The sequence below is a fragment of the Actinoplanes sp. NPDC049598 genome, from assembly GCF_040675435.1.
In the GTDB taxonomy this organism is placed as follows: Bacteria; Actinomycetota; Actinomycetes; order Mycobacteriales; family Micromonosporaceae; genus Actinoplanes.
The window spans coordinates 59327-82848 of sequence record NZ_JBFAOX010000028.1 but is presented as its reverse complement, the minus strand read 5'-3'; the positions used below and the strand labels follow the sequence as shown (position 1 = coordinate 82848).

The following is a 23522-nucleotide window of genomic DNA, read 5'->3' as shown; positions in this document are numbered from 1 at the left end:
CCCGTGAAGTACCGGCTCGTGACCCGCAGCGATTTCGACGGATTGGTCTGCGCGGTGCTGCTGCGGCACCTCGACATGATCGACGAGATCAAGTTCGTCCACCCCAAGGACGTCCAGGACGGGGAGGTCGAGGTCACCGAGAACGACATCCTGACCAACCTGCCGTACGCCCCGGGCGCGCACATGGTCTTCGACCACCACCACTCCGAGACCCTGCGCAACGAGGGCAACCTGGCCAACCACGTGATCGACGCGGACGCGCCGTCCGCCGCCCGGGTGATCTACGAGCACTTCGGCGGGGCCGAGCGCTTCCCCCAGGTCGCCGACGACCTCATGCGCGCGGTGGACCAGGCCGACTCGGCCGATTACGCGCTCGACGACATCCTGCACCCGTCCGGCTGGACCCTGCTGAACTTCCTGATGGACAGCCGTACGGGTCTGGGCCGGTTCCGCGAGTTCCGGATCTCCAACTACCAGCTGATGATGCAGCTGATCGACGCCTGCATCGAGCACCAGGACGTCAACGCGATCCTGGCCCTGCCCGACGTGGCCGAGCGGGCCGAGCTCTTCCAGGCCCAGTACGACCTGTTCGTCGAGCAGCTGAAGCGGGTCAGCCACCTCGAGGGCGACGTGGTCGTGGTCGACCTGCGGGAGGAGGAGGTGATCCACGCCGGGAACCGCTTCATGGTGTACGCGCTGTTCCCGGAGTCGCGGGTCTCGATGCACATCATCTGGGGCCGGCAGAAGCTCAACACCGTCTTCGCCTGCGGGAAGTCGATCCTCGACCGCACCTCGCCGGTCGACGTGGGCGAGGTGATGCTGCGCTACGGCGGCGGGGGACACGTGGCCGCCGGCACCTGCCAGGTCCCGCACGAGGACTCGGCGCGGGTCGAGCGGGAGATCATCGAGGCGCTGCGGAGTCCCCGTACCGTGTCGGTCTGACGTGTGCTCGAGGGGTGGGATCGCCAGATCCCACCCCTCGTCCGCGAGTCGCGAGCCGTGCCCAACGGCCCCACTCGCCGGTCGTGCGCCGCGCCCCACGCGCGTCATCACGACGGTTTCCCGCGCCCACCATCGCGGGAGTCTGTGCGTCAGCCCTTGTAGGCCCACTTGCTCGAGCCGGAGCCGGCCGTCACGGGCTCCTTCTCCGGCTCTTTCTCCTCGAGCTCCTGCTCCTCGGGCTCGTCGTCCTCTTCCGTCGCGCGGTGCCGGTTGCGGAACATCATCACCGCGCCGCCGAGCAGCACCAGGCCGGCCACGACCCAGCCGCCGATCGACCAGATCGACGGGCCGCGCTCGGCGTCGGCGATCGTCTGCTCGAAGTACTGCGCCTCGGCGTCGCTCGGGGCGCCCGTGCCCGCCGTACCGCCGCCGTGGGCATTGTGCCCGGCCGGGGCACCTCCGGTGCCCGGCGTCAGCGTGAGATCCACCGGCGGCATCGTCGGGCCGGGCTTGCCGTCGGCGTACGTGGTCACGACGGTGAACCGCATCGTCGACAGCGCCGGCAGCGGCCCGATCGCGACGCGTACGTCCGTGCCCTGGCCCGTCGCCAGGTCCTTGCCCGGCATGGCGATCCAGGTGATCGACGACGCGGTCTCGGTGGCCTTGGTGTCGCCGTGGATGGTCGGCAGCGGGGTCGAGAGATCCTTCATCTCGATCTTCGGGCCCCAGTTGTCGACCGAGAGCGGATAGACCTCGGCCACCGGGGCGTCGTCCGGCAGCTTCAGCGTGATCGTGTGGACCGGCTGGGTGCCGGTGTTGGTGACGTGGAAGGTCAGGTTCTCGCCCTCGCCCTGGGGCGCGGAGCCGGGCGAGACCGTCACGTCGGCCAGGGCCGGGGACGCGATCAGCACGCCGAGCAGCGTGGCGGCGGTGGGGACGCCCGCGCGGCGGGCCAGGTGGGTCAGGTTGAAGGGCCTCACGAGGGGTAGTTCGGATCACACGCCGGAAAGGTTCAACGAGTCCGGCAAAGATTTCGGCACGCCCTTGGGGATGATGGTCGGATGCGAGACGTACCCATCGACGGCGACATGATCAGACTCGGACAGTTCCTCAAGCTGGCCGACCTCATCGACACCGGGGGAGAGGGCAAGGTCCTCATCGCCTCGGGTGACGTGACGGTGAACGGCGAGGTGGACACCCGCAGAGGCCGTCAGCTGCACCCGGGCGACGTGGTGGCGGTCCTCGGGGCCGAGGCGCGGGTGGCGTCGACATAGGACAAACGGGCCATCCGTCGATGCCCATTTATCCAACCGAGCGTGACGAACGGTTGACATGGTGTCGATCTCAGGCATCTACTGAGGTCCGGTGTGTTACCGGCGTCACAGGGCGCCGGGCCTCGTCGAGGAGGCCCCATGTCAGGCAGAAATGCACGTGCCCTGCTCGCCGCGTCGGCCGTCGTCACGCTCGCCCTGACCGGGTGCGCGGGCTGGGGTGGCGGCGCCGGGGGCGGCGGCGCCGACAGCATCAACGTCCTGATGGTCAACAACCCGCAGATGATCGACCTGCAGCGGCTGACCGCGGACAACTTCACCAAGCAGACCGGCATCACGGTCAACTTCACCGTGCTGCCCGAGAACGACGTCCGCGACAAGATCAGCCAGGAGTTCTCGAGCCAGGCCGGGCAGTACGACGTCGCCTCGCTCAGCAACTTCGAGATCCCGATCTACGCGAAGTCGAAGTGGATCGCCCCGCTCGACGACTACGTGGCCGCGGACACCGCGTTCAACCAGGCGGACATCCTCAAGCCGATGACGACCTCGCTGACCGCCGACGACGGCAAGCTCTACGGCGAGCCCTTCTACGGCGAGTCGTCGTTCCTGATGTTCCGCAAGGATGTCCTCGAGGCCAACGGCGTCCAGATGCCGGCCAACCCCACGTGGCAGCAGGTCGCGCAGATCGCCGCCCAGGTCGACAACAAGCAACCCGGCATGCGCGGCATCTGCCTGCGCGGCCAGCCCGGCTGGGGCCAGATCTTCGCCCCGCTCACCACGGTCGTCAACACGTTCGGCGGCACCTGGTTCGAGCAGGACTGGACGGCCAAGGTCGACTCGCCCGAGTTCACCGCGGCCACCAAGTTCTACGTCGACCTGGTCCGCGCCCACGGCGAGAACGGCGCCCCGCAGGCCGGCTTCACCGAGTGCCTCAACAACCTGATCCAGGGCAACGTGGCCATGTGGTACGACGCCACCAGCGCCGCCGGCTCCCTCGAGGCCGACGACTCCCCGGTCAAGGGCAAGATCGGGTACGTGGCGGCGCCGGTCGAGAAGACCAAGTCGTCCGGCTGGCTCTACGCCTGGTCGTGGAGCATTCAGCAGGCCAGCGAGAAGAAGGACAACGCCTGGAAGTTCATCTCGTGGGCCTCCAGCAAGCAGTACGAGGAACTGGTCGGCCAGCAGGTCGGCTGGTCCAGCGTCCCGGCCGGCAAGCGCGCCTCCACCTACGAGAACCAGGACTACCTCAAGGTGGCCGCCGCGTTCGCCGAGCCGACCAGGGCGGCCATCGAGAGCGCTGACCCGCGCAACCCCGGCGTGCAGCCGCGGCCCGCGATCGGCATCCAGTTCATCGACATCCCCGAGTTCACCGACCTCGGCACCCAGGTCTCGCAGTACGTCAGCTCGGCCATCGCCGGTCAGATGAGTGTGGAGGACGCGCTGAAACGCGGCCAACGCCTGGCTGAGGACGTGTCCGAGCGGTACCAGTCACGGCAGGAGGGACAGTGATGACTTCCGTCGCCGAGAAATCCCAGGTCGGGACGGCCGGGCGGCCTCCCTCGGGCGCGGTGCGGCGCACCTCGGCCTGGGCCCGCCGCGCCCCGCTCATGCCGGCCCTGATCTTCATGATCATCGTGACCCAGCTGCCGTTCGTGGCCACCCTGGTCATCTCGTTCATGGACTGGAACGCGTACTACCCCGACGAACGTGGCTTCGCCGGCTTCGACAACTTCGCCCGGGTCTTCACCGACGTCAACATGCGGGACGCGGTCTGGACGACGATCCTGCTCACCGTCGGCGTCGTCCTGATCAGCCTGATCCTCGGCCTGGGCATCGCCCTGCTGCTCGACCGCAAGTTCCGGGGCCGCGGCGCCGTCCGCACCATGATGATCGCGCCGTTCCTGGTCGTGCCGGTGGCGGCCGCGCTGATCTGGAAGCACGCGCTCTACAACCCCGAGTACGGCCTGTTCAACGGCGCCCTGACCTGGATCTGGGGCCTGTTCGGCTCGGACAACCCGCCCCAGCCGGACTGGATCAGCAACATGCCCCTGTGGGCGGTCATCTTCTCGCTGGTCTGGCAGTGGACCCCGTTCATGATGCTGATCCTGCTGGCCGGCCTCCAGGGACGACCGCTCGACGTGATCGAGGCGGCCCGGATCGACGGGGCCAACAACTGGCAGATCTTCCGCAGCATGACGCTGCCGCACCTGCGCCAGTACCTCGAACTGGGCGCGCTGCTCGGCTCGATCTACATCGTCCAGAACTTCGACGCCGTCTTCACCATCACCTCCGGCGGCCTGGGCACGGCCAACCTGCCCTACACGATCTACCAGATCTTCTATCAGGCCCACGATTACGGCCGCGCCTCCGCCGCGGCGGTCGTCGTGGTCATCGGCACCATCATCATCGCGACGTTCGCCCTGCGTACGGTCTCGTCGCTGTTCAAGCAGGAGGCAGGCCGATGAGCATCACCGACACCGCCCCGGTCCCCGCCACCCGCGACGAGCGCGGCCGCCCGGTCAAGAAGCGCAAGGAAGGCGCCAACGTCTGGCTGTCGCTGCTGGCCTGGGTGGTCGGCATCCTCTTCGTACTGCCCGTGGTCTGGATGGTGTTGACCTCGTTCCACTCCGAGGCCAACGCCGCGCAGAACCCGCCCGCCGTCTTCGCCCCCCTCACCCTGGAGGGCTACCGCGAGTTCTTCTCCGGCGGCGCCTCACCGTGGCCGCCGCTGCTGAACTCGCTGACCGCCAGCATCGTCAGCACGGCCATCGTGCTCCTGCTGGCCCTTCCAGCGGCGTACGCCCTGAGCATCAAGCCGGTGAAGAAGTGGACCGACGTCCTGTTCTTCTTCCTCTCCACCAAGATGCTGCCGGTCGTGGCCGGCCTGCTCCCGCTCTACCTGTTCGCCCAGTACAGCGGCCTGCTCGACAACATCTGGCTGCTGATCCTCTTCTACACCTCGATGAACCTGCCCATCGCCGTCTGGATGATGCGTTCGTTCCTCTCCGAAGTCCCGGTCGAGATGCTCGAGGCAGCCCAGATGGACGGCGCCGGCCTGACCAAGACCTTGCGCTCGGTCATCGCCCCCGTCGTCACCCCCGGCATCGCCGCCACCGCCCTGATCTGCTTCATCTTCAGCTGGAACGAGCTGCTCTTCGCCCGCGTCCTGACCGCCACGGTCGCCGAGACCGCCCCCGTCTTCCTCACCTCGTTCGTCACCAGCCAGGGCCTCTTCCTGGCCCAGCTGTGCGCCGCCGCCTTCGTCGTCTCCCTCCCGGTCCTGGTGGCCGGCTTCGCCGCCCAGGACAAACTGGTCCAGGGCTTGTCCCTCGGCTCGGTGAAGTAGCCGGAAAGCGTTCCTCTCCGCCCCCGGAAATAAGGTGGCCGGCCCGCCCCGCGGACCGGCCACCCGGCGTCCGCGCCATGGCGCGGTGGGCGCCGACATCGACAGGCCCGGCATTGATCAACGGCGCCTGGCTCAATCCGCGAGTCCATGCGCCAAATGCTCGCGAGTGCGCGGATCTGCCGGATTGAGTACGCTGGCTCCGTGCTGACGTTTCCCTTTGCGGAATTGTTCGTGCCGGTCCGTTCGAGGATGCGAGCCCGCCGGCTGGGTGAAGGAAATCCGATCCGGTTGTGACCCGTCTTTCTGGTGGTAGGAGCGGGCACTGCGAAGCGTCTGGTCGCAGCTTGCCGGCCGCCGTCAATTCTTTTTCGGGTTGCGGGGGGACGGTCGGCGGGGCCGGGCTGGCTCACCTGAACAGGCGTTAGCGGGATGTGCGTCCGTGACGGCGGGTCCCGCCTCTTCGCGGCGCCCGGGCCGCTGACCAGCGTCGGCGTGACGGGCCCGCTGGGCGCGGGCGCGGTCACGGCTGTCGCGGGCTCGATGGTCGCCTGCGGGTGCGGTCCGGGCTCGGCCGTTGCCGGTTCGATCACCGTCGGCAACCGGGGCGTGGGCACGGGGTCCACCGCCGCCGGCAGGTGGGGCGCGGCTACGGATCCTGCCGGTTCCTTCGCTGCTAGGTGGGGCACCTGTTCGGGCTCCACCGGTTCGACCGCCGCCCGCTTAGGGGATGTCGATGTGAGTGCCGGCTGCGGTGTGCCCGGCTCTGCGGTGAGAGGTGCTTGCGTCGTGGTGGGGTTTGCTGCGGCAGGCTCGGCGGCGACAGTCCAGCCGGCCGGAGGCTGGGGCAGGCGGCGCTCGCGGGCGCACCGCGCGAACTCGGCCCGGGCCGCTTCCACGGATCCATACATGCGGCGCTGCTTCTCGGCGTACCGCTGCGCCAATTCCCAGTCGCGGCGCCTTTTCTGGGCACGCCGGAATTCCTCGCGCTCGGCAGAATAGTTTCTGGCCTTGGTGCGATCGCGCATCGCTGCCGTTTCGGACCGGCTGAACAACGATATCTGCCCTCGCATTCAAGAATTGTCCCGCACCCGAACCGGCCACGTCAGTCTTAGATCATCGGGCCTCAACGCTCTTCTTTTCTGTCGCGTTGAAGCCGGCTGGTGGCGGTGGGCGCGGTCGACGGGTATCCGGGCCGCGGCCCCTCGGCCATCTCCCGGCCTGCGGCAGGTCGTGGACGCGGCGGACGGTCGGGGTGATGTCGGCGATTCGCCGTATGGTCACGAGGGCGAGCCGGGGCCGCCCGGTCCTGGGGTCGGCGACCTCGGCCGGGGGTGATCGCTGATTAAGATCCTGCGGGAAGTGTCCGCGGAACGGAGTGTGCGAGTGTTCGATGGGGAAATTCCGGCCGGCGTCGGGTGGACCGCTCTGGTCGTCAGTGCACACCGGGCCGCTGAGTCACGCCGGCCGGACGCTCTTTTCCGTGACCCGGTTGCCGAACTGCTGGTCAGCCGGTTCGGCGAAGGGCCGGTCGGTGACCTTCCGAGTCTGCGGATCGAGCCGGACGGACGGCTCAATGACGTCACCTCGGCGATGAAGGACTACGTGGCCATCCGAACGACGTACTTCGACGACGCGCTGCTGCGGGCCAATACCGACGGCATCACGCAGATCGTTTTTCCGGGGGTGGGGCTGGACGGTCGCTCATTCCGGCTCGATTGGTCGCCCGGAACCGTCGCGTTCGAGTTGGACAGCCCGCAGTTGTTGAATTTTCGTGAGCACCTGACGACCGAGGTCGCGCCCACAGTCGAACGTCGAACGGTAGCCGCCGATCTGCGGGAGGATTGGAGCGAGGCGCTGATCACGGCCGGGTTCGATCCCTCGCTACCGAGCGCCTGGCTGGCCGAGGGTCTGGTCGTCTATCTCTCCCGGGACGCCAACGAACGACTGCTCACCGAGGCGAGCCGGCTCTCCGCGCCTGGTAGCCGTTTCATCACCGAGTTCGTTGTCGGCTCGGGTGACGACACCGGTGAGGACGAGCCCGATGAGGGGCTCGAGCTTTACCGGGAACTGGTCGAGGAAGGGCCACCACGTGAGCCGAACCTCTGGCTGGTCAGACATGGCTGGACGCCCACGCTGCGGACGGTCCGTCAGATCGGCGCGCGTGTGGACAGGGCGGTTCCCGACTACATGGACGAAAATCGGGGCGACCAATGGGTCTGGCTGGTTGATTCCGTACGCGAATAGGCTTCCCGGCCCGCCGATCAGGACGGTGGCGCGGTTGTCGATCCCCGCTGAGGTGCGGACAGGTCTGTCCGCCTGGCGGTTCGGGCCGGCCTGGGCCGTCGACGGCGTGGTCGGCCGGCCCAGGCCGGTCGGAGTCAGCGCTTGGCGCCGTAATTCATGGTGTCGGGGTTGGCGCCCGTGCGGCCCTTCTCGCCGCGGTCCAGGGCGGTGATGCTGGCCATCGCGGCCCCGTCCAGCTCGAAGTCGAAGATTTCGAAGTTCTCGCGGACCCGCTCGGCCGTCTTGGACTTCGGGAAGATGATGTCGCCGCGCTGGAGGTGCCAGCGAAGGACGATCTGCGCTGGGGTCTTGCCTGTCTGGCCGGCGATCGAGGTGATCACCGGGTCGGTGAGGACTTCGCCCTGGGCAATCGGGGAGTAGGCCTCCGTGGCGATCTCGTTGTCGGTGTTGTAGGCGCGCAGGGCGTCGTTGGTCAGGTACGGGTGTACCTCGATCTGGTTGACGGCTGGGCGGATCTGCGTCTCGGCGCGCAGCCGGCCCAGGTGGTGCTGGGTGAAGTTGGAGACGCCGATCGAGCGGGCCCGGCCCTCGCGGTAGAACTCCTCGAGGGTGTTCCAGGTCTGCACGAAGTCGCCGCCGTAGCTGGCCGGCATCGGCCAGTGGATCAGGAACAGGTCGACGTAGTCGGTGCCGAGCGCCTTGAGGGTGTCGTCGAACGCGGCGCGGGCGTCGTCGGGCTCGTGGAAGCCGTTGTTGAGCTTGCTGGTGATGAAGAACTCGCTGCGGTCCAGGCCGGAGTTGTTCACGGCTTCGCCCACGCCGGCCTCGTTGCCGTACATCTGGGCGGTGTCGATGTGCCGGTAGCCGATCTCGATGGCCGTCTCGACCGCCGCGCGGGTCTCCTCCGGCGGCACCTGGAAGACACCGAAGCCCAGCTGCGGGATGGTGCGGCCGTCGTTGAGCGAGATGGCCGGGACTGCGGAACTCATGGTTCTCCTCGTTGCTGATCGGAGCTGCTGAAGCCCTCCCATACCCGCTGAGCGGGCCGATTCACCGGGACGCGTACGGGTGACTTCGGCTCCGGTGCGCGGGTGGGTGGGCGGATGATGGTCCAGGACCGGCGGGGTTCTTCGAGCGTGGGGGGACCATGTCTTCCGGGGACTCGCTGGCTGCTCAGATCTCGGCGGCCGCGGCGTTGGTGGGTGGGCCGGGTGAGCGGGCGCGGGCGCTGCTGGAGTCGGTGCGGCGGCTGACACCGTACGACGCGGCGGCGGTGACCTTGTTCGATCCGGTCGGGCAGCGGCAGATTCCGTTGGTGCGGCTGGGCTATCCGGAGAAGGTTCAGCAGTACATGACCAGCGTGCAGTTCGCGGTCGACGTGGAGACCGTGGGGTTGCGGCGCAACGCGTTGCCGGTGCGGGTGGCCGATGTGCCGATGCCGCCGGAGACGGTGCCGGTGTAGCGGGACTACCTGTTGCCGGCGGGCTACGGGGACGGGTTCGGGGTGGGGCTGTTCACCGCGGACGGGCGGTTCCTGGGCACGCTGATCGCGAACAGCGAGTCGGCCCGGCTGTCGGACGACAACCGGATGCTGCTGCACCGGCTGGTGCCGTTGATCGCGCACGCGGTCGATCCGCTGCGCACGGTGGCGGCGACGCCGGTGGTGGCGACGCCGGGCTGGTGCGGGTGACGGCGCTGGCCTGCCCGCCGCAGCCGCCGGGGGATCTGGGCGCGGTCGTGCTGATCTCGCCGGCCCGGCGACCGATCTGACCCGGCGTGAGCTGCAGGTGCTCGGCTTGTTGATCGACGGGTTCACCAACGCCGGCCTCGCGGAGGCTCTTTACGTCACCGTGCGCACGGCCGTGACCCACGTCGAGCACGTCATGGCCAAGCTCGGCGTCACGTCGCGTACGGTCGCGGCGACCGGGGCCCTGCGCGCGGGTCTTTTCATCCCGCCATCGGTTTTTCTCCGATTCGTCACCCGGGCCGGCTCTCGGAGGATGAAGCCTGACCGTCAAACGAGGGGTGATCATGGGAGTGCTGGTGTCGAGCGCCCGCGTGAGCGACGCGACCGTCCGGATCACGGTGCTGGGCGAGCTGGACGCGCTCACCACGCCCCGCCTGCGGGCGGAGGTCACGCGGCGGTCACGCCCGAGATCCGTACGACCGAATTGGACCTCGCCGGAGTGACCTTCCTCGGCGTGCCGGGGATCCGCGAGATCCTCGACCTGCACCGCACCACCCGGCTCGTCCTGATCCGCCGCAGCAAGGTCGTCAGCTGGGTGATCAAGCGCGTGTGTCCCGAGCTCGAGCCACCAGGATGATCTCCCGCGACTCCGCCTCGAGCGGCTCCCCGTCCCAGCCGCCGAAGCGGTGGGTGATCTCGAATCCGGCCTCCTCCAGCGACCGCGTCAGCGTGGCCTCGTCACGGAAAGCGAGGATGTCGCGGGTCCGCTCGTCACCGCTGAAGGTGTCGTAAGCGACGAGCGGAAGCGCCACCCACGCGGTCTCGTGCCAGAACTCCACCGGTCCGTCCGGCGTGCTCACCGTGCGCAACGTCGCCTCGCGCGTCCACCGCTCCCACCCCCGCGCGGCCGGGTTGCGGGATTCGAAGGCCAACGACCCGTGCGGTACGAGGGCACGCCGCAGATCACGCAGGGTGCGCGCCCAAGCCGCGTCGTCCAGGAACACCTGCGCCACGTGACCCGACATCACCGCGAAGTCGGCCGACTCCGGATCGGCCCGGTCGCTGTGCCCGAGCCGCCAGTCGACCTGGCCGGCGCCCGGTTTGCCCCGCGCGACGCGCAACATCTCCGGGTCAGGATCGATGCCCACGACCGTACGCCCGCCGGCCGCGAGCAACCGGGCCAGCGTGCCCGTTCCGCAGCCGAGGTCGAGCGCCCGCTCAGCCCCGAGCTCACCGGCGAGCGCGGCGTAGAACCGGTAGTCGTGATCGTCGGCGTTCAGCTCGTCGTACGCGTCAGCGAACTCCACGGACGTCCTCCGCGACGCGGCGGGTGGCGTCGTCGAACAGGACCAGGCGGACGGTCTCGACCGCGGTCGGCGCGGACTCGATGGCGGCCAAAGCTTCGGCCACGGCGTCCTCCCTGGGCCAGCGATAGATGCCGGACGAGATCAACGGGAAGGCCACGGACCGGGCGCCCAGGGCGTCGGCCACGGCGAGTGAGTTCGTGTAGCAGGCGCGCAGCAGCGGCGAGCGGTCCTCGTCGGTGCTGAAGACCGGCCCGACGGTGTGGATGACCCAGCGGGCCGGCAGGCGCCCGGCGGTGGTCGCCACCGCCTGCCCCACGGCGAGGCCACGGCCGTAGTGACCGGCGCGCAGGGCGCGGCACTCCTCGAGAATGGCCGGGCCGCCCTTGCGGTGGATCGCGCCATCGACCCCGCCCCCGCCGAGCAGTGACGAGTTGGCCGCGTTGACGATCGCGTCGGTGGTGGACGTGGTGATGTCGCCGGTGGCCAGTTCGATGCGCATGGCTGAATTTATAGATCAGAACGGCGTCTGGCGCCGTGCAATTTGCACTGTCAGTGTCACGACTGGTAACGGAATGGTCGCGGAGGGGATTGGCTGGTGGTTGTCCCGCGTGATATGCCCGGGCAGTGGGTCGACAAGAGGACGACTCGGCCGTCACGGCGGTCGTGGACCACGACACCGGCATCGTCGAGCTCAGCGTGCGCGGGCGCTGGAACCGCCAGATCTGGCTGGAGTCCTACCGGATGCTCAACAAGTGCCTGGCCGGGCACCCGGCCGGCCTGGTGCTCGACCTGTCCGCGTTCGAGGACCCGCGGGCCGGCAGCACGTCGCTGTGGCTGACCGCGGCCGCCCAGGGCGAGCGCATGGAGCCACCCGTGCCGGTCGTGACCTGCCTGGTGGCGCCCAACCTGACGGCCGGTCTGGCCCGGATGCCGCGGTTCGCGTCAATCCGCTCCGCCCGTACGGCGATCACGAGCCACAGGACCATGACTTCGCAGGTACGCCTGCAGCTGCAACCCCAACCGTCCGCGTCGGCCGGCGCACGGCAACTGGTGACCGCCGCCTGCGAGGAGTGGGGCATGCCGATGCTGCTGCCCCGCGCCCGCCTGGTCGCCACCGAGCTGGTCACCAACGCGGTCCGCCACGCCGGCACCGAGATCGACGTCGTCATCTCCCACCGCGGCCACCTCCGCCGCCCCATCTCCCGCCGCACCACGTACCTGCACCTGGCCGTCTACGACCGCAACCCCACCCTCCCCGAGCCCAACGGCGGCCGCGGCCTGCACATCATCCGCATCGCCACCCAGGGCTGGGGCGCCCTCCCCACCCGCGAGGGCAAGGTCGTCTGGGCCCTCCTACGGGAACAGGACTAGATGGGGCCGGTCCCAGTCGGCCGGTAGCCGGACCGGACCCCAGGCCGGGTCGGGCCGGTAGCCGGTCCACCGGCCGTCGAACGGCGGCCGGCCGGCGGCGGCCAGCGCGATCAGCTCCTCGCCGGTCCGGCGGATCGCCGCGGCCTGCGACGCCGGCCAGCGGCCGGGCCGGCCGGTCAGCTCGGCGAACTCGTCCTCGTCCTTCCAGCGCGCCACCCGGTCGGGGGTGATCCACACGTCCAGGGCGCGGTCGCTGCTGTCGACGCCGCCCGCCCACCGGACGCGGTCGGTCTCGAGATTGACGTACCAGCCGGCGAAGGCGCCGGTCTCGGTGAAGAACCACGACACGGACCATTCGCCGGCCGGCGGGGCGAACTGCACGATGCCCGGCCCGCGCCAGGTCGCCGGCCGGCGGACGCGGGGGACGTCGAAGCGTTCGGTCACGGGGCGGTCGCGCAAGCCGCGGCCGTCGGCCGGCACCGACTCGATCTGCGGCGAGCCGGGGCCGATCCAGAGGGTGAGGCCCTCGGCGTCGTCCGCGATCACCCGGCCGACGCGGACGAAGCGGGCCTGGCCGTCACGGCCGTACCGGTAGAGGATCTCGTGGCCGTAGGCCCACATCTCACTTCTTGTCGAGGGAGAACTGCAGGCGCCAGCCGGCCTCTTCGAGGGCGGAGGTGTGGTGGTCGAGGACGTCGGAGACACTGCGGGAGTCGCGGCCCTCGGCGGCGCGGCCCACCTCGACGTCGAGCTCGGCCAGGCCCTGGTCGAGGGAGGCCATGTACGACGACCACTCGCGCTCGGAGGCCAGGTCGCTCTTCTCGTGCGCGCGCTCGAGGCCCTCGCGCAGCTTGCCCAGCGAGGCCCGGATGGGGCCGGCGTGCGCGGGATGCCGGGCCGCGAAGGTCCGCTCAGCGCCGCTGACCCGTCGGGCGACCTTGTCGACCCGCTCCTGCTTCACAGATGTCACCGCGCCACGTTACGACCCGATGACGTTGTACCGGAAGATTCCGGGTGAACAGAGAGTGCTTCCTCACGCACGTAAACGGGACGGCGCGCTGGAACGTCATGGTGCATGATCATCGACCGTGACCGCTGTCTCCCCGGCTCCTCCCGCCTGCCCGAATTGTGCCCAGCCGACCACCTCCATCGGCACGGCCGAGCCGTGGTGCCCGGCCTGCGAATGGAACCTCGAGATCCCGGCCAGTGTCGGCTGGGGATGGCTCGACCGCCGGCTGTACGCGGTGGCCACCCGCCTGACCACCGGGCAGTTCAAGGCATTGGCCGAGGGCCCGCTGACGCCGCGCCGGACGACCACGGCCCGGGTGGCCACGCTGGCCGCGGCGGTCGTGCTGCTGGCCGGGGTGCTGGCGATCTTCGGGCTGGGCGTGTGGCTGGTGCTGTACGACTTCTTCAACGTGTCCACTGTGCTCGGCCTGGTGCTGATTGCGATCGCGGTGGCGCTGCGGCCCCGCCTGCCGCGCCTCCCGGACGATGTCATCGTGCTCGACCCGGCCCGCACGCCTGCCCTGAACGGCCTGGTGCAGCGGGTCGCCTCCGCCGTCGGCGCGCCGGCCCCGACGATTCTGCTCCTGGGGTACGACCTCAACGCGAGCACCCGTTCCGTGGGTCTCAAGCGGGAGCGGGCGCTCCGCATCGGGTTGCCGCTGTGGGCGACGCTCGAGCCGCAGGAGCGGGTGGCGCTGCTGGGCCACGAGATGGGGCATTTCGTCAACGGTGACGTACGCCGTGGCCTGCTCACTCAGATGTCGAAGACCACGCTGGACAAGGTCGCCGATCTTTTCGACACGCGCACGCGGGGCGAAGGTCCGGTCGAGTTCCTGATCGCCATCGCCACCACGCTGATCGGCTGGACGGTGTCGCGGATCGCGATGGCGCTGCAGCTGCTGCTCTACTGGATCAGCCAGCGCGACTCCCAGCGGGCCGAGTACCTCGCCGACGAGCTCGCGGCCAGGGCCGGCGGGTCCGCGGCCGCGATCGGGCTCTTCGATCACCTGTTGCTGCACCTGCCCATCGACACCGTGATGCGGCGGGAGGCCCGCGCCGGCAACGGGCCGGACGCCTGGCTCGCCGCGGCCCGGATCGCCCGCGCGAACCAGGCGGCCAACGTGCCCGCGCTGCGCCGGCTCTCCCGTCGAACGGAGGTGTCGTTGTTCGCCTCGCACCCGCCGACCGCGCTGCGGGCCGAGATGCTGGAGCGCCGGCCCCGGCAGGCGGCCGCGGTCACCTTGACCGAGGCCGAGTCGGCCCGGATCGACGCCGAGCTGGCCACCCCGGCCAAGCGGGTCAGGGTCGCGCTGACGGAGTGAGGCCGGTCAGGAACCGCAGGGCGGCCTCCTCGTCCTCGATGCCGCCGCCCTCGTGGCCGTTGTACTCCCAGATCTTCATCTCCTTGGGTCCCGCGTAGTTGTGGTAGGCGCCGTACACAGTGGAGGACGGGCAGACGGCGTCGCGCAGGGCGACCGAGAACAGGGCCGGGGCGGTGGCCCGGGCCGCGAAGTTGACGCCGTCGAAGTAGGCCAGCGTCCGGAAGACCTGCTCCTGTTCGCCCCGGTGCACGGCCAGGTAGTTGATGATCTCGCGGTAGGGGAACGCGTCGGTGACGCGTACAGCCCGGGGGAAATCGCAGAGGAACGGCACGAACGCCACCACCCCGGCCAGGTCCCGCCGCAGCCCCGAGACGGCCAGGGCCATCCCGCCACCCTGACTGCCACCGACGACGTGGATCCGGTCGTTGTCGATCACGGGCAGCGCCCGGGCCGCGTCGACCGCCCGGACCGCATCGGTGAACAACCGCCGGTAGTAGTAGGTCGAGGGGTCGAGGATGCCGCGGGTCAGAACCCCCGGACCCTGCGCCGGGGCGGTGGCCTCGTCCGGGGTGACGCCGAGGCTCCAGCCCGAGCCCTGCCCGCGGGTGTCCATCTGCAGGTGGGCGAAGCCGGCCGACGCCCAGAGCAGATTCTCCAGCTGGTGCCCACGCCCGCCGCCATAACCGACGTACTGCACGACGGCTGGGAGCGGCCCCTCGGCGCCGGCCGGGACGCGCAGCCACCCGCGTACGTCTTGGCCGTTGAAGCCCTTGAACGTCAGATCGTAGGTGGTGACGGTCCGCAGACCGGTCACGACCTCGGCCGTACGCACGTCGACGTCACCCGGCGCGGCCAAGGCCGAAGCCCAGAAGTCGTCGAAGTCCTCGGGGGCCGTCACCGTGCTGCGGTACGACTCCAGCTGCTCGGCCGAGAGGTCAGTGATCATTCCTGGCGTGCTCCGTCCATGATTCCGGCGTCCGACAGGTGAAAGAGTACGAGCAGCTCGGTAGCGGCGCCGGATGCGGATCTTGCATTTGTCGCACAGGAGATGCCCGGGCTGGACGCGGTCGTGATCACGGGCGACATCGCCGACGACGGCTCGCGCGAGGCCTACGCGGACGCGCTCGAGCTCGTCGCCGCCTTCGCCGGGCCGCGCCGCATTCCGGCCCTGTTCAGCACCGGCAACCATGACGACCGGGAGGCGTTCACGGCGGTGCTCGGCCGCGGCCACTTCGACGCCGGCGGCCGGGACCGCGTGCGGGAGGCGATCGGGCTGCGCAACCAGGGGTGACGCCGGGCGTGGTGGCTCGGGTGGATCCGACCGCTGCACGCCCGGGATCCGCTGGCCGGCCGGACCGTCTTCGAGCTGGATGCCGCGACGATGGCCACCGTCATCGCGGAGCTGGGCCGCGCTGAGCGGCGTGGCCGCTAAGGTTCGGGGCCATGCGGACCGTCTATGTCGTCACCCATGCCGAGGCCACGCATCACCTGGAGAAGGTGGTCGGCGGGTGGCACGACTCGCGGCTGACGCCGGGCGGGCGGGAAGATGCGGTCGCCGTGGCCGGGGCGCTTCGGAAGGCTGTGCCGGAGGGTAGCGAGATGGGGCTGTTCTCGTCGGATCTGCGGCGGGCCGCCGAGACGGCCGCCGAGATCGGGCGGGTGTTCGGGGTCGGGGCCCGGCTGGACCGGCGCCTGCGGGAGAAGTCGTACGGGGTGGCCGAGGGCCGCCCGCAGAAATGGCTGGACGAGCGGTTCATCCCGCCGCCGGCCGTGGGCGAGCGGCTGAAGCACGACGAGGGCATCGAGGGAGCGGAGACCAAAGCGTCCCTCGCCGAACGCGTCTACGCCGCGATGGACGACATCCTGCGCGAGCCCGCCGACCATCAGGTGATCGTCACGCACGGGTTCGCGCTGACCTTCGTCGTCGCGGCCTGGATCAAGATGCCGCTCGAGTCGGTGGGATACGTGAACTTCGCGGCGTCCCCGGCCGGCATCACAACCCTGCGCGAGGATGACCGCATGCACAACCGGCGGGTGGTGGCGCTGAGCGACACCCGCCACCTCACCCGCCATTGATCGCACCGCGTTGATCTCGCGCACCGACGTGCCGGCCGGCTCGATCCCACCGTGGATCCGGAGCGCGCCGCTGATGGTCGCGCCGGGCTCTGATCCCGGTGCCGGTGCCGGCGCGCGCCGCGCTTCCGGGGTTGCGGCAGATGGTGGGTGGGGTGACTGTTGAACGCATGTGGCCCCTCCCCGAGCCGGATTGCTGGTTGCATCCCGCTGTAGAGGTCCGCCCGTCCCCCGTGGCCGGTGAAGGGCTGTTCGCGCGGGCGCCGTTTCGGGCAGGCACGGCAGTGTCCCGGCTCGGCGGCCGGCTCGTGTCCGGACGCGAGCTGCGCAGGCTTCTGCGGGCCGGCGGTCAGAGCGGGAGTTACGTGGACACCATCACGGTGGCCGACAATTCCCACCTAGTACTTCCCGCCGGGCGGCCGAACGGCAAGGGGAACCACAGCTGCGACCCGAACCTGTGGTGGGCGTGCGCGTACACGCTGGTCGCACGCCGGGACATCGCAGTCGACGAAGAGCTCACCAATGACTACGCCACGAGCACGGGCGAAGAAGAATTCGTCATGCCTTGCCGATGCGGCGCCGCACAGTGTCGTGGGGTTGTCACCGGCGATGACTGGACCCGGCCGGAACTGCGGCAACGATATGGCGACCACTGGGTGCCGGGCCTTCTGCTCCGGATTCGCCATGCAGCTGAGCAAGGTGGCCGGACCACGTTGAACTAGGCAGATCCGCGCGGACGATACGAACGCGGGCCCGTGCGGGCCGGCCCGATCGGCGCGAGGGACGACCGTGTCAGGGGGAGGGGGGCCAGCGCGTCTCGAGGTCGATCTCTCGTTGGTCGGCGGCGCGGTCGCGGGCGTCGGCCCGGGTGTCGCGGTGGGTCTGCGCGGCTTCACGGCTGTCGGCGCGCAGGTCGCGGGCGTCGGCGGCGCGGTCGCGGGCGTCGGCGGCGCGGTCGCGGGCGTCGGCGCGTTCGTCGCGTTGGTCGCGCTGGTCGGTGCGGTAGGACTCGCGACGGTCGAGGAACTCCTCCCGCTGGTGCAGGTGGAGTTCACGCGAGGCGAGGTTTCTCTGCCGGGACTGGTTCTCGGCGTCGCGCCGCTCCAGGTCGGCCAGGCGCTGCTCGGCGACCCGCTGTTCGTCCTCGCGCCCGGGGCGGCAGGCGCGGATGGCGTCGCGCACGTCGTCCGGTGGCATCTCGTGCGCGCGGAACGCCTGCGCGGCCCGGCGCTCGGCCGCGGCGAGCAGCCGGTCGCGGGTGGCGTGGGCGGCAGCGGTCGGCAGGGTCTCGGCCAGCTGGTCGTAGACGCGCGCGCTGGCCTCGGCCGTCCGAGCGATCTCCTCGGCGATGCGTGCCAGCTCTTCAAATTGTCTGCCCACTCGGTCCGGGGAGAAGAACGGGGGGTCCGTGCCCATGACTAATGATTACCCGGATTTCGCGTGGCGCCTGCGATAGTCGCGGGGAGAAATTCCTGTGCTCCTCTTGAAGGCGGTGCTCAGCGCGCTCTCCGAGCCGTAGCCGACCTGGTGGGCGATGGCGGCGACGGTGCCGTCGGAGCGGCGCAGGCGGGCCGCGGCGAGTTCGATGCGCCAGCGGGTCAGATAGTCGAGCGGGCCCTGGCCGGCCGTCTGCTTGAAGCGGGCGGCCAGCGTCGAGCGGGAGACCGCGGCGACCGCGGCCAGTTCGGCGACCGTCCACGGGTGGGCCGGGCGGGCGTGCAGGGCGCGCAGCGCGGGCGCGACGACCGGGTCGGACAGGCCGGAGAGCCAGCCCGCCGGCGGGTGCGCGGCCAGGTGCAGGCGCAGCAGGTGGATGAGCATCACCTGGGCCAGGTGGTCGGTGACCAGGCCGGCCGCCGGGAGGTGGTCGCGCAGTTCGGCGTCGATCTGGTCGAGGGCCCAGCGCACGGTGGCCGCGGCGGGGGCGGAGCCGGGCACGTGCACCACGGCCGGGAGGGCGTCGAGCAGCAGTTCCTCGGCCCGCTCGCCGAAGCCGAAGCGGCCGCCCAGGATGAAGACCTCGTCGGCCGGGCCGATCCGGGCCACACCGTCGGTGGCCGCGGCGAACAGAGGGTGGGCGGGCACGGGCGGTACGTCGAGGGAGCTGGCCAGCACGAAGGGGCGCGGACGGGTCAGCAGGAAGCAGTCGCCGGCCGCCAGCGGGTACGTCACGTCGTCGACCCGCAGGAGGCACTCACCCCGGCGTACGGCATTGAACTTGACCGCCGGCGGCGGCTCGAAGGCCACCGCCCACTCGCCGCCGGCCGCGAAGCCCACCGAGAGCCGGCTGGTCGTGCCCACGAGGGCGAGGACATCTTGCAGCGGATCGGCCGTCTGGACGCTCACACAACTATCCTGGACCCTGAACCATTCTCCGTCCAGCCGGGCCGAGCCAGACTCGAGCCATGACAAAGATCCCGTTCACTGCCGCCGCGACGGCGGCCGAAGTCCTCTACGGTGTAGATCTCACCGGCCGGCGCATCCTGATCACCGGGGGCGGCTCCGGCCTGGGTCAGGCCGCGGCCCGAGCGCTGCGCGACGCGGGCGCGGAGGTCATCACCCCGACCCGCACCGAGCTCGATCTGGCGGACACCCGAAAAGTCCGAAACTTCGCGCAAAATTGGACAGGCAAGCTCGACGCGATCATCGCCAACGCCGGAATCATGGCCGTCCCGGAGCGCCGCACGGCACCCAACGGCTGGGAACTCCAGCTCGCCACCAACTTCCTCGGCCACTTCGCCTTGATCACCGGCCTGCAAAGCCATTTAACGGCAAATGCCAGAATTGTCCTAGTCAGCTCGGGCGCGCAACTAAGGGCGGGAGTCGACTTCGACGACCCGCACTTCGAGCGCCGCGAATACGACCCCTGGATCGCCTACAGCCAGTCCAAGACCGCCGAGGTCCTGCTCGCCGTCGCCCTGAGCCGCCGCGGCATCACCGCCAACGCCATGGCCCCGGGCCGGATCCACACCAACCTGCAGCGCCACATCGACCCGGCCGCGATGCGGGCCCTGGGCGCGATGGACGACGACGGCAACCTGATCCACGCCGAGGGCTACAAGACCCCCGAGCAGGGCGCCGCGGCCGAGGTCCTGCTGGCCGCCTCCCCGCTGCTCGAGGGCGTCTCGGGCGTCTACATCGACGAGGACAACCAGATCGCCGACGTCGTCCCGGGCGGCCCCGAGCCGATGTTCGGCGTCGCCGAATGGTCGGTCGATCCCGAGGCAGCCGACCGGTTGTGGGATTACGCCGAGACGGCGATCGGCGCGCTGACCGCCCCCTCGTTGCCCGACCGGTCGAGCCCGCTCAAACAGTAGGTGGCCGGCCCCGCGGGCGGCGCCGGGTCGACGACCTCGGTGCCGCCGCGGCCGGTCGCCACGAGATCGGCTGTCTGGCCGGTCACCCGGTACAGCGCCCAGCTGGTGGCCGAGCTGGCCGCCTGGAAGTGCACTGCCCCGTCGTCGGCCCGCTTCGCCCCGGTGAGCTGCGGCGCCGGCGGGGGCGCCGACGGCAACTGCTTCATGACCGGTACGAGGGCGGGCGCCGCATAGTGCTTGTCGCGGTACCGGGCCACGGCCCCCAGCTTGTTGGCCTCGACCTGTTTGGCGCTGAAGTGCACCTGCCCCTGCACGCCGTACTTGTCGTTCATGGCCAGTTGGCGTTCGAGCTCGCCCGGCTCGCTCCACGCGCCGGGCTCGCCTACGCGGTAATCGGCCTGCCCGATGTAGAGCTGCACCCCGGTGTCCTTCACGAGCGTGGCCCACCAGGGCAGAAGCTTCGCGTAGTCGGCCTTGTCGAAGCCCACGGTCCAGTAGAGCTGGGGCACGATGTAGTCGAGCCACTTCTCCTGCACCCATTTACGGGTGTCGGCGTAGATCGCGTCGTACGCCTCCAGGCCCTTGGAGTCCGAGCCGGACGCGTCGGTGGTCTTGTTGCGCCAGATGCCGAACGGGCTGATCCCGAACTTCACCCACGGCTTGAGTTCCTTGATCCGCGTGTTCATCTCCCGGACCAGGGTGTTGACGTTCTCCCGGCGCCAGTCGGCCTTCGACTTGCCGGCGCCGTACTTGGCGTACGAGGCGTTGTCCGGGAAGTCCTGACCGGCGACCGGGTACGGGTAGAAGAAGTCGTCGAAGTGGACGCCGTCGACGTCGTACTTCTTGACCGCCTCGAGCATCGAGTCCTCGACGAACTTGCGGGCCTCGGGGATGCCCGGGTCGAAGTACAGCCGGGCGGTCTTGCCCTGGGGGAAGGCGATGGCCCAGTCGCTGTGCTGCAGCAGCGGGTGGTTCGGGGCGAGCTTGCGGAAGTCGGCGCCGGGCCCGACCGGGCCGGGCTGGGTGCCCCGGTAGGGGTTGAACCAGGCGTGGAACTCCAGGTTGCGCTTGTGGGCCTCGGCCACCATGTACGCCATCGGGTCCCACCCGGGCGATTTTCCGTCCCGCCGGCCGGTGAGCCACTCCGACCAGGGCGCGTACGCCGAGGGCCAGAACGCGTCGCCCGAGGGGCGCACATGCACGAAGATCGCGTTGTGCCGCTGGCCGACGGCCACGTCCAGCCAGTGCTGGTACTCGGCCTTGACCTGCGCCTCGGACAGCCCGCGCCGGCTCGGGAAGTCGATGTTGGTGACCGTGGTCAGCCACATGCCGCGCAGCTCGCGGGTGGCCTTGGTCGGGAACGTCCCGCACGAGCCGGTGGCGGTGAACGGGTCCGAGGGCACCGGCGCGGAGTAGGCGGCGGGCGCGGAATACGTCGCCGCGCGCAGCAACCCCAGGCCCAGCACGCCGGTCGCGATGAGGACCGCGACGAGGGTCAAGGTCAGTCGTACGGGTGGGCGGCGGACGCGGAGCATGGGGACCAGTGTGCCGCACGTAGAGTTCCCGGGTGTGACGGTTGTGGTGGTCGGAGCGGGCATCGCCGGGCTGGCGTGCGCCCGTGAGCTGGTCGGAGCGGGTGTGCCGACCCGTGTCCTGGAACGTGCCAACGTGGTCGGGGGGCGCCTCGCGAGTGTGACCCGCGGCCACCGCCCGGTCGACATCGGCGCGGCCTATGTCACCGCGGACGACCCGTCCTTCCTGGGCCGCCTGCAGTCGTGGCGCATCGCCGGGCTGGCCCACCCGTGGACCGACACCTTCCGCGGCCAGCACGGCGACGGGCCGATGCGCTGGTCGGCCCCGGGCGGTCTGCGCAGCCTGGCCCAGGATCTGGCCGACGGTCTCGACGTCACCCTGGAGGCCGAGGTCACCGAGTTGCCCGAGGCCGACGCGGTGGTGCTCGCGATGCCCGGCCCGCAGGCGGAGGCGATCGTCGGGGGCTGGGACGATCAGGGCTGGTCGCCGGTGCTCACGGCCGTCCTGACCTACCCCAAGCGATCCTGGCCGGATTTCCACGGCGCCTTCGTCAACGACCACCCGGTGCTGGCCACGGTCTGCGACGACGGCGATCGCCGCGGCGACGGCGCCCCGGTCCTCGTCGCGCATTCAACCCCGAGCTACTTCAAGGACCAGCAGTACGGGGGTGAGGCGGCGCTCGCCCGCGCGGTGGGGGAGCTGCTGGACATCGCCGACGAGCCCACGGCCGAGCTGTTCCGCTGGCCGTACGCGCAGCCGCGCACCGGCCGCGACGGTTTCGCCCGGCAGGGCAACGTCTACCTGTGCGGCGACGCCTTCGGCCGCCCCCGCGTGCAGACCGCCTGGCTCAGTGGCCGGGCGGCCGCCCGCGACATATTGGGCGAGCTCAGCGTCAGAGAACTGACCGGTAGACCTTGAGGGTCTCCTCGGCGATGTGGGACCAGCTGAAGTGCTCGACCGCGCGCCGCCGGCCGGCCAGGCCCATCTGCTGGGCCCGCTCCGGATCCTCGATCACCTGAGTCATGGCCGTGGCCAGGTCGGCGATGAACTGCTCGGGGTCGATCGGGGTCCCCGTACCGTCCTCGACCTGCTCGATCGGCACCAGGATGCCGGTCTCGCCGTCCTTGACCACCTCGGGGATGCCGCCGGTGGCGGTGGCCACGACCGCCGTCTCGCAGGCCATCGCCTCGAGGTTGACGATGCCCATCGGCTCGTAGATGGACGGGCAGACGAAGACCGTGGCGTGGGTCAGCACCTGGACGACCTCGTGCTTGGGCAGCATCTCCTGCACCCAGATGACGCCCTTGTCGTCGCGGACCGCGCGCAGCTCGTCGGCCAGGCCCTCGACCTCGGCCGCGATCTCCTTGGTGTCGGGGGCGCCGGCCAGCAGCACGATCTGCGTCTCGGCGGGCAGGCGGCGGCAGGCCCGCAGCAGGTAGGGCAGGCCCTTCTGCCGGGTGATGCGGCCGACGAAGACCACGCTGGGCCGGTTGAGGTCGATGCCGAGCCGCTCGATCACGTCGGTGCCCGTGTTGGGCTTGTAGATCTCGGTGTCGATGCCGTTGTAGACGACCTGCACCTTCTCCGGGTCGACCGAGGGGTAGGCGGCCAGCACGTCGCGGCGCATGCCGCCGGAGACGGCGATGATCGCGTCGGCGTTCTCGATGCCGACCCGCTCGCAGAACGAGGACAGCGCGTAGCCGCCGCCGAGCTGCTCGGCCTTCCACGGGCGCAGCGGCTCGAGGCTGTGGGTGGTCACCACGTGCGGCACGCCGTGCAGCAGCTTGCTCGTGTGACCGGCGAAGTTCGCATACCAGGTGTGGCTGTGCACGATGTCCGTGCCCTCGGTGCCGGCCGCGATCTCGAGGTCGACCCCCATGGTCCGCAGCGCCGCGTTGGCCCCGGCCAGCTCGGCCGGTTCGGGGTACGCGGTGACGCCCGGCTCGGTGCGCGGGGCGCCGAAGCAGTGCACCCGGACATCGGCCAGAGCACGCAGATCGCGGGTCAGGTATTCGAGGTGCACGCCGGCGCCGCCGTACACCTCCGGCGGGTATTCACGGGTGATGAGGTCGACTCGCAGCACCCCCGCAGCCTAGTACTC

Annotated in this window: 28 protein-coding genes and 1 pseudogene; 18 read left to right on the top strand and 11 right to left on the bottom strand. The window is 70.2% G+C overall.

Annotated features, from left to right (window positions below):
• Positions 1–3: 3 nt before the first annotated feature.
• Positions 4–942 carry an exopolyphosphatase gene (locus AB0J66_RS41045; protein ID WP_364672734.1) on the top strand — a complete coding sequence of 313 codons (939 nt, stop codon included), beginning with the start codon at positions 4–6 and terminating at the stop codon, positions 940–942.
• Positions 943–1091: 149 nt separating this feature from the next.
• Here the strand turns inward: AB0J66_RS41045 and AB0J66_RS41040 are convergent, their stop codons facing one another.
• The gene (locus AB0J66_RS41040; RefSeq protein ID WP_364672733.1) at positions 1092–1922 is read right to left on the bottom strand and encodes a DUF1775 domain-containing protein; all 831 of its coding nucleotides are present in this window, start codon (positions 1920–1922) and stop codon (positions 1092–1094) included.
• 81 nt (positions 1923–2003) lie between these two features.
• On the opposite strand from AB0J66_RS41040, the gene AB0J66_RS41035 reads away from it, so the two are divergent.
• From AB0J66_RS41035 to AB0J66_RS41015, 5 genes are all read left to right on the top strand, one after another.
• On the top strand, positions 2004–2216 hold the full coding sequence (locus tag AB0J66_RS41035) for an RNA-binding S4 domain-containing protein (protein ID WP_364672731.1): 213 nt from the start codon (positions 2004–2006) through the stop codon (positions 2214–2216).
• Between the two features lie 138 nt (positions 2217–2354).
• Positions 2355–3722, top strand: a complete 1368-nt coding sequence (locus tag AB0J66_RS41030; RefSeq protein ID WP_364672730.1) for a sugar ABC transporter substrate-binding protein — start codon at positions 2355–2357, stop codon at positions 3720–3722.
• Positions 3722–4678, top strand: a complete 957-nt coding sequence (locus AB0J66_RS41025) for a sugar ABC transporter permease (RefSeq protein ID WP_364672728.1) — start codon at positions 3722–3724, stop codon at positions 4676–4678. The genes AB0J66_RS41030 and AB0J66_RS41025 overlap by 1 nt, the downstream gene beginning before the upstream one ends.
• Positions 4675–5559: a carbohydrate ABC transporter permease gene (locus tag AB0J66_RS41020; RefSeq protein WP_364672726.1), complete on the top strand. Its 885-nt coding sequence runs from the start codon at positions 4675–4677 to the stop codon at positions 5557–5559. The genes AB0J66_RS41025 and AB0J66_RS41020 overlap by 4 nt, the downstream gene beginning before the upstream one ends.
• 1359 nt (positions 5560–6918) lie before the next feature.
• Positions 6919–7803, top strand: a complete 885-nt coding sequence (locus tag AB0J66_RS41015) for an SAM-dependent methyltransferase (RefSeq protein ID WP_364672724.1) — start codon at positions 6919–6921, stop codon at positions 7801–7803.
• A 134-nt stretch (positions 7804–7937) separates the two neighbouring features.
• Here AB0J66_RS41015 and AB0J66_RS41010 read toward each other — a convergent pair whose 3' ends face one another.
• Positions 7938–8792 (bottom strand): aldo/keto reductase, encoded by an 855-nt coding sequence (locus AB0J66_RS41010; protein ID WP_364672722.1) that lies wholly within the window; start codon positions 8790–8792, stop codon positions 7938–7940.
• Between the two features lie 158 nt (positions 8793–8950).
• Here AB0J66_RS41010 and AB0J66_RS41005 point away from each other — a divergent pair, with 158 nt between their 5' ends.
• The 5 genes and pseudogenes from AB0J66_RS41005 (at position 8951) to AB0J66_RS40985 (ending at position 10127) form a co-directional block, all read left to right on the top strand.
• Positions 8951–9265 carry a hypothetical protein gene (locus AB0J66_RS41005; RefSeq protein WP_364672721.1) on the top strand — a complete coding sequence of 105 codons (315 nt, stop codon included), beginning with the start codon at positions 8951–8953 and terminating at the stop codon, positions 9263–9265.
• A 12-nt stretch (positions 9266–9277) separates the two neighbouring features.
• Positions 9278–9493 (top strand): hypothetical protein, encoded by a 216-nt coding sequence (locus AB0J66_RS41000; protein ID WP_364672720.1) that lies wholly within the window; start codon positions 9278–9280, stop codon positions 9491–9493.
• A pseudogene (locus AB0J66_RS40995) lies at positions 9435–9716 on the top strand (helix-turn-helix transcriptional regulator); the annotation flags it as partial. The gene AB0J66_RS41000 and the pseudogene AB0J66_RS40995, both read left to right, overlap by 59 nt.
• Positions 9717–9834: 118 nt before the next feature.
• Entirely contained in the window at positions 9835–9993 is a 159-nt protein-coding gene (locus AB0J66_RS40990) for a hypothetical protein (protein WP_364672718.1), read from the top strand.
• On the top strand, positions 9975–10127 hold the full coding sequence (locus AB0J66_RS40985) for a hypothetical protein (protein ID WP_364672717.1): 153 nt from the start codon (positions 9975–9977) through the stop codon (positions 10125–10127). The genes AB0J66_RS40990 and AB0J66_RS40985 overlap by 19 nt, the downstream gene beginning before the upstream one ends.
• Here the strand turns inward: AB0J66_RS40985 and AB0J66_RS40980 are convergent.
• Together AB0J66_RS40980 and AB0J66_RS40975 are read right to left on the bottom strand one after the other, a co-directional pair.
• Positions 10090–10797, bottom strand: a complete 708-nt coding sequence (locus tag AB0J66_RS40980) for a class I SAM-dependent methyltransferase (protein WP_364672715.1) — start codon at positions 10795–10797, stop codon at positions 10090–10092. The two genes, AB0J66_RS40985 and AB0J66_RS40980, sit on opposite strands and share 38 nt — an antisense overlap.
• Entirely contained in the window at positions 10784–11296 is a 513-nt protein-coding gene (locus AB0J66_RS40975; RefSeq protein ID WP_364672713.1) for an O-acetyl-ADP-ribose deacetylase, read from the bottom strand. The genes AB0J66_RS40980 and AB0J66_RS40975 overlap by 14 nt, the downstream gene beginning before the upstream one ends.
• A gap of 125 nt (positions 11297–11421) precedes the next feature.
• Here AB0J66_RS40975 and AB0J66_RS40970 point away from each other — a divergent pair, with 125 nt between their 5' ends.
• A complete protein-coding gene (locus tag AB0J66_RS40970; RefSeq protein ID WP_364672712.1) occupies positions 11422–12168 on the top strand; it encodes an ATP-binding protein in 747 nt (248 codons plus the stop codon).
• On the opposite strand, the gene AB0J66_RS40965 is transcribed toward AB0J66_RS40970, so the two are convergent.
• Both AB0J66_RS40965 and AB0J66_RS40960 read right to left on the bottom strand, forming a co-directional pair.
• The gene (locus AB0J66_RS40965) at positions 12151–12789 is read right to left on the bottom strand and encodes a DUF402 domain-containing protein (RefSeq protein WP_364672710.1); all 639 of its coding nucleotides are present in this window, start codon (positions 12787–12789) and stop codon (positions 12151–12153) included. The two genes, AB0J66_RS40970 and AB0J66_RS40965, sit on opposite strands and share 18 nt — an antisense overlap.
• Position 12790: 1 nt before the next feature.
• Positions 12791–13138 carry a hypothetical protein gene (locus tag AB0J66_RS40960; RefSeq protein WP_364672708.1) on the bottom strand — a complete coding sequence of 116 codons (348 nt, stop codon included), beginning with the start codon at positions 13136–13138 and terminating at the stop codon, positions 12791–12793.
• A gap of 118 nt (positions 13139–13256) precedes the next feature.
• Between AB0J66_RS40960 and AB0J66_RS40955 the strand changes: the two genes are divergently transcribed.
• Positions 13257–14498, top strand: a complete 1242-nt coding sequence (locus AB0J66_RS40955; RefSeq protein WP_364672707.1) for a M48 family metalloprotease — start codon at positions 13257–13259, stop codon at positions 14496–14498.
• Here AB0J66_RS40955 and AB0J66_RS40950 read toward each other — a convergent pair.
• Positions 14476–15444 (bottom strand): acetylxylan esterase, encoded by a 969-nt coding sequence (locus AB0J66_RS40950; RefSeq protein WP_364672705.1) that lies wholly within the window; start codon positions 15442–15444, stop codon positions 14476–14478. The two genes, AB0J66_RS40955 and AB0J66_RS40950, sit on opposite strands and share 23 nt — an antisense overlap.
• Before the next feature lie 102 nt (positions 15445–15546).
• Between AB0J66_RS40950 and AB0J66_RS40945 the strand changes: the two genes are divergently transcribed.
• From AB0J66_RS40945 to AB0J66_RS40935, 3 genes are all read left to right on the top strand, one after another.
• Positions 15547–15789 (top strand): metallophosphoesterase, encoded by a 243-nt coding sequence (locus AB0J66_RS40945; protein WP_364672704.1) that lies wholly within the window; start codon positions 15547–15549, stop codon positions 15787–15789.
• A 152-nt stretch (positions 15790–15941) separates the two neighbouring features.
• Positions 15942–16574 (top strand): histidine phosphatase family protein, encoded by a 633-nt coding sequence (locus AB0J66_RS40940; RefSeq protein WP_364672702.1) that lies wholly within the window; start codon positions 15942–15944, stop codon positions 16572–16574.
• Positions 16575–16726: 152 nt separating this feature from the next.
• Complete coding sequence (locus tag AB0J66_RS40935) at positions 16727–17293, top strand: SET domain-containing protein-lysine N-methyltransferase (RefSeq protein ID WP_364672700.1); 567 nt, start codon at positions 16727–16729, stop codon at positions 17291–17293.
• 70 nt (positions 17294–17363) lie between these two features.
• On the opposite strand, the gene AB0J66_RS40930 is transcribed toward AB0J66_RS40935, so the two are convergent.
• Positions 17364–17987, bottom strand: a complete 624-nt coding sequence (locus AB0J66_RS40930) for a hypothetical protein (protein WP_364672698.1) — start codon at positions 17985–17987, stop codon at positions 17364–17366.
• Between the two features lie 9 nt (positions 17988–17996).
• A complete protein-coding gene (locus AB0J66_RS40925; protein WP_364672697.1) occupies positions 17997–18917 on the bottom strand; it encodes an AraC family transcriptional regulator in 921 nt (306 codons plus the stop codon).
• Positions 18918–18976: 59 nt separating this feature from the next.
• Between AB0J66_RS40925 and AB0J66_RS40920 the strand changes: the two genes are divergently transcribed.
• The gene (locus tag AB0J66_RS40920) at positions 18977–19888 is read left to right on the top strand and encodes an SDR family NAD(P)-dependent oxidoreductase (RefSeq protein ID WP_364672695.1); all 912 of its coding nucleotides are present in this window, start codon (positions 18977–18979) and stop codon (positions 19886–19888) included.
• Here AB0J66_RS40920 and AB0J66_RS40915 read toward each other — a convergent pair.
• On the bottom strand, positions 19816–21423 hold the full coding sequence (locus tag AB0J66_RS40915; RefSeq protein WP_364672694.1) for a family 10 glycosylhydrolase: 1608 nt from the start codon (positions 21421–21423) through the stop codon (positions 19816–19818). The genes AB0J66_RS40920 and AB0J66_RS40915 overlap by 73 nt on opposite strands.
• 34 nt (positions 21424–21457) lie before the next feature.
• Between AB0J66_RS40915 and AB0J66_RS40910 the strand changes: the two genes are divergently transcribed.
• The gene (locus AB0J66_RS40910) at positions 21458–22339 is read left to right on the top strand and encodes an FAD-dependent oxidoreductase (RefSeq protein WP_364672693.1); all 882 of its coding nucleotides are present in this window, start codon (positions 21458–21460) and stop codon (positions 22337–22339) included.
• Here AB0J66_RS40910 and glgA read toward each other — a convergent pair.
• Positions 22314–23504, bottom strand: a complete 1191-nt coding sequence (glgA, locus tag AB0J66_RS40905) for a glycogen synthase (RefSeq protein WP_364672691.1) — start codon at positions 23502–23504, stop codon at positions 22314–22316. The genes AB0J66_RS40910 and glgA overlap by 26 nt on opposite strands.
• Between the last annotated feature and the right edge of the window lie 18 nt (positions 23505–23522).

Coding starts and splice junctions, on each gene's coding strand:
- AB0J66_RS41020 (WP_364672726.1), top strand. CDS start 4,675: ATGAGCATCACCGACACCGCCCCGGTCCCCGCCACCCGCGACGAGCGC.
- AB0J66_RS40990 (WP_364672718.1), top strand. CDS start 9,835: ATGGGAGTGCTGGTGTCGAGCGCCCGCGTGAGCGACGCGACCGTCCGG.
- AB0J66_RS40920 (WP_364672695.1), top strand. CDS start 18,977: ATGACAAAGATCCCGTTCACTGCCGCCGCGACGGCGGCCGAAGTCCTC.
- AB0J66_RS40915 (WP_364672694.1), bottom strand. CDS start 21,423: ATGCTCCGCGTCCGCCGCCCACCCGTACGACTGACCTTGACCCTCGTC.
- AB0J66_RS40965 (WP_364672710.1), bottom strand. CDS start 12,789: ATGTGGGCCTACGGCCACGAGATCCTCTACCGGTACGGCCGTGACGGC.
- AB0J66_RS41010 (WP_364672722.1), bottom strand. CDS start 8,792: ATGAGTTCCGCAGTCCCGGCCATCTCGCTCAACGACGGCCGCACCATC.
- AB0J66_RS40975 (WP_364672713.1), bottom strand. CDS start 11,296: ATGCGCATCGAACTGGCCACCGGCGACATCACCACGTCCACCACCGAC.
- AB0J66_RS40930 (WP_364672698.1), bottom strand. CDS start 17,987: ATGGGCACGGACCCCCCGTTCTTCTCCCCGGACCGAGTGGGCAGACAA.
- AB0J66_RS40950 (WP_364672705.1), bottom strand. CDS start 15,444: ATGATCACTGACCTCTCGGCCGAGCAGCTGGAGTCGTACCGCAGCACG.
- AB0J66_RS40945 (WP_364672704.1), top strand. CDS start 15,547: ATGCCCGGGCTGGACGCGGTCGTGATCACGGGCGACATCGCCGACGAC.
- AB0J66_RS41030 (WP_364672730.1), top strand. CDS start 2,355: ATGTCAGGCAGAAATGCACGTGCCCTGCTCGCCGCGTCGGCCGTCGTC.
- AB0J66_RS41025 (WP_364672728.1), top strand. CDS start 3,722: ATGACTTCCGTCGCCGAGAAATCCCAGGTCGGGACGGCCGGGCGGCCT.
- AB0J66_RS41005 (WP_364672721.1), top strand. CDS start 8,951: ATGTCTTCCGGGGACTCGCTGGCTGCTCAGATCTCGGCGGCCGCGGCG.
- AB0J66_RS41035 (WP_364672731.1), top strand. CDS start 2,004: ATGCGAGACGTACCCATCGACGGCGACATGATCAGACTCGGACAGTTC.
- AB0J66_RS40940 (WP_364672702.1), top strand. CDS start 15,942: ATGCGGACCGTCTATGTCGTCACCCATGCCGAGGCCACGCATCACCTG.